Genomic DNA, 6,445 nt, shown 5'->3' with positions numbered 1-6,445 from the left:
GAATACGCCGATCTGCCACAGGGTATAGCCGCCCTTGCCGATATCGTTCAGTTCGTGGCCTGCTCAGGCGTTACGCTATCGCTGGGCTCGGCTTGCTCTGCCTTTCGCAGCATCGCTGCCTTGTTGCGTGACAAAGCTATGCGCTCATAGAACTGGCTGTTGATCTGACGAGCCAACTGGCGCACCGACCAGCCACAACGCAGCGCCTCGGTTTCGTAAAAATAGCGTGCGGCCTCGTTTTTGACAGATAGCAGGCGGACGTAGGCCGACCAGGGAAGTGGGAATCGGGTGGCAATCGAATCAAGATTCGGAGTTTGTCCAGACACTGTCTGGATTATTTCGGCGTCTCGGGATTCGCCAGACAGTGTCTGGCGAATTACTTCGATCGGCCAAACCAAGTAGAAAGACCGCATCTGCTGGAGATTTTGACGGCTGAAACCGCGTCCGAATCGTTTCGTCAGATCGTCAGCCAATCGCTCGATCAACGCTTCACCATACCCTGCACGATCCTTGCCACCCTGCTCAAACTCAACGATGCGCCGACCAATTTCCCAATAGGTGGAGGTCATCAGGGCATTGACACTGCGAGCGGCAGAGCGTCGAGCAGCATCCAGCAGCAGGACGATTTCAGAATGAACTGCGTTGTACTCAGGTGCTAGAGGAATCAGATTGCTCATTTCTTCTTCGCTCCTTGCTCACGAAGCCAGTCGGAACGTTTGTAGCGATACCCTGGAAACTCTGCTTCCAACGTGGTTTGCCCCAGAATAAGCTGGCGAGCCAGCCGGGCCACCTCCGCCAATTCATCCGCATTGCGTACTTCAAAGGGAGCCACTAAGCTGACACCCACTGCCCACGTCAGAGGCTCCCGCTTCCATGAAGACGAAATCTCAAAATCGATGCCGTCAGTTGTCAGGCGATCTCGGATATCTCGCAGTAGGTCGTAATGTAGCCTTTGCTCCGCTGAAGGTTGGCGACTGGTGTAACTCACAATCTTCTTGCGTGACGCACCAACCCGCCGATAGTTCTTCGTGCTGCCTTCAGTGAGCCAATCATCTTGTGGCCCTTCCCCGGCTTCTTGCCAGGATTGCGCGTCTATCGCGTCCGCATAAACATGGCGCGGATGTTGCCACCAGACGATGACCCGTCGCCCATTCAGGATGAAGCCAACATCGTCCCACCAGGAGAGACTGTCCGGCTTCGTGTCCGCGTAGGAATGCGGGATATAAAGGCCGCTCTGCGACAAGCGCCAAGGGTGGTGTCGATGGTATTGGCGTTGCATCCGTCCAAGCAATTCGTATTTGGCATTTTTCATTACGGCACCTCACCTAGCCACTCAACGCTAGAGTTCTTGTATTTTGGGTAGCGTTTGTATGTCACAGGGCGACCCATTCAATCTCGCGTAGGAGCAATCCAACGAGGTGAACGCTTGATTCGGCATCATCATCGGTGACGGTTCGTAGAGCGATGCCTTGCAATGCTAGCGACTCACGTGCTGAGGCCTTGCCGCGCGGATGCAAGCGGTTAATGATGGATGCCGCCCAATTTGTCAGGTATTTGTTATTCGGGATTTTCTTGATGACGCCACCAAGGTCATCACCCTGCACATCCTGCCCAATCCATGCGGTGAGAATAACCTTGGCGGTTTCGCGGGCCACGTCCACGGTCGGAATTGGCTGCTGCCGATGGAAAGCGTCTATCAGCGCGTCTAAACTCTCTTGCACTGGCTTAGGATCAACGACGTTCCCGTCCTTGTCGGTGATAGCGCTGGCCAACTCTGGAATAACGCCAAGAAGCGAGTTCGCCCGCAGGGTTAGAAGGATGTGTCCTATGAATATCTTCTCGATCCCGACGATGCGCCATTTGGTTTCGAAGCCGTCCATTCCAATCTGAATAATACGGCCATCAATTTTTTTGATGTTGTTGTCGGGTTTCCATGGCTCATAGGACGCGGTAGGGCGCCAATTCCCCCAGTTATACGTGTTGCCGTTATCCACCGTTACCTGATCCCAACGATTAGGGTCACCATCCATTTCAACATACAACCGACCACGTCTGATGCGTGTGACAGGATCGAAACTGTCTTCACGGAAAACAACTTCATTCCTGTGGTGTGTCGTGGTGAAATCGCAAGAAACTGGGCTAATTACTGTTGCAGGATGAATTGACCGAACGGCATAGTTGCTTCCTTCGTAAAAGACGCCATTCCAAAATGCTAATCTTTCCATCATTCCGTCACCTCCCCTAGTAACTCAGCAATCTCGGCCTCTACCTGTTTAAGTTCGGCATCTATGTCGTGCAGTTTTCGCGGCGGCACATACTTGTAGAAAAAACGGTTGAAATTGATCTCGTAACCGACACGGCCCACCTCGCCATCACTGTCATCACGGAAACTCTCATCGATATAGGCGTCAGGCAGATGAGGTAGCACTTCACGGGCAAAGTAATCTTTGACACTTTCCAGAAGAGGGACGTTTTCGTAATCGGTCAGATCGGAATCAGCGACCAATTTCCCATCGGCATCCCGCACCGGATCACCCCCAAGATCGCGTGCGCCGAAGGCATTGATCAGTGCCTTGGTGAAGGTCTTGCTGACCTTGCCGACCTCTTTGGTTGATTGAGCCACATTTGCCACAAAAGTTTCTGCCCAGGCAAAGGGTTGAACCAAGCCAAGATGCGGAACCAAGGCGGCTTCCCAGGCTGTCTGTTGGGCTGCAGAGAGTTTTACCCAAGTTTTCTCATTCTTGAGTTTGACCAGAGATTCCCCATTGATATGCAGCGACATGCGTAGCGGTCGTAGTACCTTGATCCGGCGGTAGCCAAAGCGGCGGTAATCAAGCATATGACTGATTTCGCCTTCCTCGGCAGCGGCGTAGATGTCAGCAATCTGCCGCATCTGATCATTGCTGATTATGCGACGCTTGTTACCCTCGTTCTTGATCGAGGTCCACAGGCTGGTAGCGTTGATGAGTTGCACCCTGTCGCGCCGATGCTTCGGCTTCTTGTTGGAGAGTATCCAGAGATAGGTGCCGATGCCGGTCCGAAAGAAGATTTCCGTGGGCAAGGAGACGATAGCATCCACCAGATCATGCTCCAGCAGATAGCGGCGAATTTCGGACTCTCCTGAACCTGCGCCACCATTGAACAGTGGTGAGCCGGAAAGAACAATGGCAGCACGTCCGCCGCCACGCTCTGGCAAATCCATCTTACTCGCAAGATGCAATAGGAACAGCATGGAGCCATCGTTGATGCGGGGCAGACCGGGGCCGAAACGGCCATTGAACCCTTTCTCCCGGTACTCAGTATTGACGGCATCTTGATCCTTCTCCCATTTCTTGCCGAAAGGGGGATTGGCAATGCCGTAGTGAAATCGTTCCCCAGCAAACTGATCGTTGGAGAGCGTGCTACCCATCTTGATATTTTTCGACAGATCGCGACCCGGATCGGTCTCCAGAGCCCGCAGCAACATGCCAGTCATGCAAACGGCATGTGTTTCAGGTTCCAGTTCCTGCCCATAGGGAATAAGGACTGGCGGTACTTCGAAACGATTGCCGTATTCCGCGACATGGTCCATAGCATCAGAGAGGAAGCCGCCCGTGCCGCACGTTGGATCGTAGAGTGTACGGATCAGACCAGGGTTCGCCTCAAACAAACTGTCATCTGGGTCAAGCAACAGCGTGGTTGCCAGATGCACGACATCTCGGGGGGTCATGAAGTCTTCAGCCCCTTCATTGACTTCAGCGCCGAAGCGTCGAATCAGGTGTTCGTACAGATTGCTCATGACCCGATCAGGCACCACGTCTGGATGCAGATCGATCCCTGCGAAGTTCTTGCAAATCTTGAACAACAGCCCGGCCTTGTCAAGCCGAATAACCGTGTTGGAAAAATCGAACTGCTCGAAGATTACCCTGGCATTGTCCGAGAATTTTGCGACATAGTCTTGAAGGTTTTGGCGGGTCTTGGTGCCGCCAAGACTGCTCAGGCTGTACTCGGAGGTATTGTAGAACGGATAGCGAGTTATCTGGCGCAGGATCAAATCCAGATCGATGCCGCTATCCTGGTGCGTCAGGCACGCATCTCGTACATCGTTGCGCGTTGGCTCCAGCACGCACTCCAACCGGCGAAGCAGTGTGAAGGGCAAGATGACCTTGCCAAAATCGGTATGCTTGAAGTCCCCCCATAGGTCTTCGGCATTTTTCCAGATGAAATCCGCCAACGACGCCGCTGAACCGTTATTTTCCGCCATACCACCCTCCAACCATGTTTTGCACGAAACAGCATACCACATCAGAAGGCGCAGTCAACCAGATATTGCACGGTACGGAGATATTATTGGATCTTGGTAAAAAATGGATCTTGCCAGCCATCTTGATTATCGTCACAATGGCGACATGAAAGAGAAATCACCCACTTGGGGCGGCACCCGCCCCGGTTCCGGACGCAAGCACGGAACCGGCCTCTACGGGGAACCCACCCAAACCATTCGCATTCCGGTCAGCGCCCGGAGCGTGATCAGGGAATTCCTGTCGTCCCGTCAGGCCCAGCATCGCCTGAACCAGGGGCTTGCCTCCGCCGAGGTTTTCCATCCCGCCGCGGAGCCGGTGCCTCAAGCGTTACCCTTGTATGCCCATAAGGTTCCGGCCGGTTTTCCTTCTCCTGCCGATGATTATATCGAGACCACCCTCGACCTCAACGAATACCTGGTTCCCCATAAGGCCACCTCGTTTTTTGTGAAGGTCAAAGGGCATTCCATGACGGGAGCCGGGATTTTTGATGGCGATATGCTGGTGGTGGACCGTGCCCTGGAACCTGTACCCGGCAAGATCATCGTCGCCGTCATCGATGGCGAGTTGACCGTCAAGCGTCTGGCGTTCGAGGACGGGCGCCCTGTGCTGAAAGCCCAGAACCTCCACTTCAAGGATATCGTTCTGCGCGACAGCCAGGAGCTTTTGTGCTGGGGCGTGGTCACCGCCACGATTCGCAAACTTGACTGAGGAGAATAGCGGTGTCTTCCATCGCTCTGGTGGATTGCAATAACTTCTATGCCTCCTGCGAACGGGCGTTCAACCCGAAACTGGAAGGCAAACCCCTGGTCGTCCTGAGCAACAACGATGGGTGCGTCGTGGCCCGGAGCAACGAAGTCAAAGCCCTGGGTCTTCCCATGGGCGTGCCCTGGTTCCAGATCGAGAAGTTGGCCAAGCGCCACGGCATCCTCGCCTACTCCAGCAACTATGCCTTGTACGGGGATATGTCGGCCCGGGTGATGAAACTGTTGAGCCAGTTCTCCCCCCGGCAGGAAATCTATTCCATCGATGAGTGTTTTCTGGATCTGGCCGGCTTTGAACCCCGGGATCTCGTCGCCTATGGTCAAAAAATCCGCCATCGGATCAGGCAAGGCACGGGCATTCCCGTGAGTATCGGCATTGCCACCACCAAAACCCTAGCCAAACTCGCCAACCATGTCGCCAAGAAACAGGAAAACCATGGGGGGGTCTGTGACTTTGGCCGGTTCTCCGCCCGGGAACTCGACGATCTTCTGGAAAGCATCCCGGTTTCCGAGGTATGGGGCGTGGGACGCAAGCTCACGCCCCGATTGGAGACCCTGAAGATCAAAACGGTCAGCGACCTCAAGAAAGCCAATCCTCGCTGGATTCGCCAGCAGTTCTCCATCACACTGGAGCGCACGGTGGCCGAACTGAATGGCCTGCCCTGCATCGAACTGGGAGAGGAAAGCGCCAACAGGCAACAGATCGTTTCCAGCCGATCCTTTGGCAGGTCCGTGGAGACTCTGGAAGACCTGAGGGAGGCAGTCAGCAGTTACATGACCCGGGCGGCCGAGAGACTGCGCGCCCAGCATTCCGTGGCAGGGAGCATTGCCGTCCATATCCAGGCCAGTTCATTCAAACCGGAAGAACCCCGATATCATCCCTCTCAGGTGGTCCCCCTGGTCAAACCCACAGATGACACGCGGTATTTGATCCAGGCAGCATTGCAGGGACTCCAGCATATCTACCGACCCGGATTCAGATACAGGAAGGCTGGGGTGCTCCTGATGGCCCTGGAAGCCAAGGCCACCCTGCACCCAGCCCTGTTTGACGATCCCGAGGCCGAAGCCCGTTCATCACGGCTCATGAAAGTCATGGACACCATCAACCACCGCATGGGGCAGGACACCCTGAAACTGGCCTCCTCAGGAACCGAGAACAGTTGGCGCATGCGACGCGGGTTCAAATCCCCCAACTACACCACCCACTGGGCAGAGATTCCCCAGGTCACCGCGTAATCGCATCCATCCCGTTCAACAGCGCGATTTTTGAGGGTTGTGGCAGCGAATGTAGATCCTTTTGCCCCGGCGTCAAGGTGGTAAGCCCCTTGGCCGATTGTTTGCGGATGTTGGCCAGTATCCCAAGGCATTGGTCATCGTGCCCCAGGCCCTGGCCGAACGGGC

At 54.9% G+C, this 6,445-nt stretch carries 5 protein-coding genes and 1 pseudogene; 2 read left to right on the top strand and 4 right to left on the bottom strand.

What is annotated here, in order from left to right:
* Nucleotides 1-56 precede the first annotated feature (56 nt).
* The 4 genes and pseudogenes from M6F29_RS10915 to M6F29_RS10900 form a co-directional block, all read right to left on the bottom strand.
* Nucleotides 57-677: pseudogene (locus M6F29_RS10915) on the bottom strand (DUF1016 N-terminal domain-containing protein); the annotation flags it as partial.
* Complete coding sequence (locus M6F29_RS10910; RefSeq protein ID WP_298159719.1) at nucleotides 674-1,312, bottom strand: hypothetical protein; 639 nt, start codon at nucleotides 1,310-1,312, stop codon at nucleotides 674-676. The gene M6F29_RS10910 and the pseudogene M6F29_RS10915, both read right to left, overlap by 4 nt.
* 61 nt (nucleotides 1,313-1,373) lie before the next feature.
* Nucleotides 1,374-2,228, bottom strand: a complete 855-nt coding sequence (locus M6F29_RS10905) for a hypothetical protein (RefSeq protein ID WP_298159717.1) — start codon at nucleotides 2,226-2,228, stop codon at nucleotides 1,374-1,376.
* On the bottom strand, nucleotides 2,225-4,243 hold the full coding sequence (locus tag M6F29_RS10900; protein ID WP_298159714.1) for a type I restriction-modification system subunit M: 2,019 nt from the start codon (nucleotides 4,241-4,243) through the stop codon (nucleotides 2,225-2,227). Before M6F29_RS10900 ends, M6F29_RS10905 begins: the two co-directional genes overlap by 4 nt.
* Nucleotides 4,244-4,346: 103 nt before the next feature.
* On the opposite strand from M6F29_RS10900, the gene M6F29_RS10895 reads away from it, so the two are divergent.
* Nucleotides 4,347-4,991, top strand: coding sequence for a LexA family protein (locus tag M6F29_RS10895; protein ID WP_298159712.1), 645 nt, complete (start codon nucleotides 4,347-4,349; stop codon nucleotides 4,989-4,991).
* Nucleotides 4,992-5,002: 11 nt separating this feature from the next.
* Nucleotides 5,003-6,280, top strand: coding sequence for a Y-family DNA polymerase (locus tag M6F29_RS10890; RefSeq protein ID WP_298159710.1), 1,278 nt, complete (start codon nucleotides 5,003-5,005; stop codon nucleotides 6,278-6,280).
* Nucleotides 6,281-6,445: the final 165 nt, after the last annotated feature.

The organism is Ferrovum sp., from assembly GCF_027317285.1.
In the GTDB taxonomy this organism is placed as follows: domain Bacteria; phylum Pseudomonadota; class Gammaproteobacteria; order Burkholderiales; family Ferrovaceae; genus Ferrovum.
This window is presented reverse-complemented; position numbering and strand designations above follow the sequence as displayed.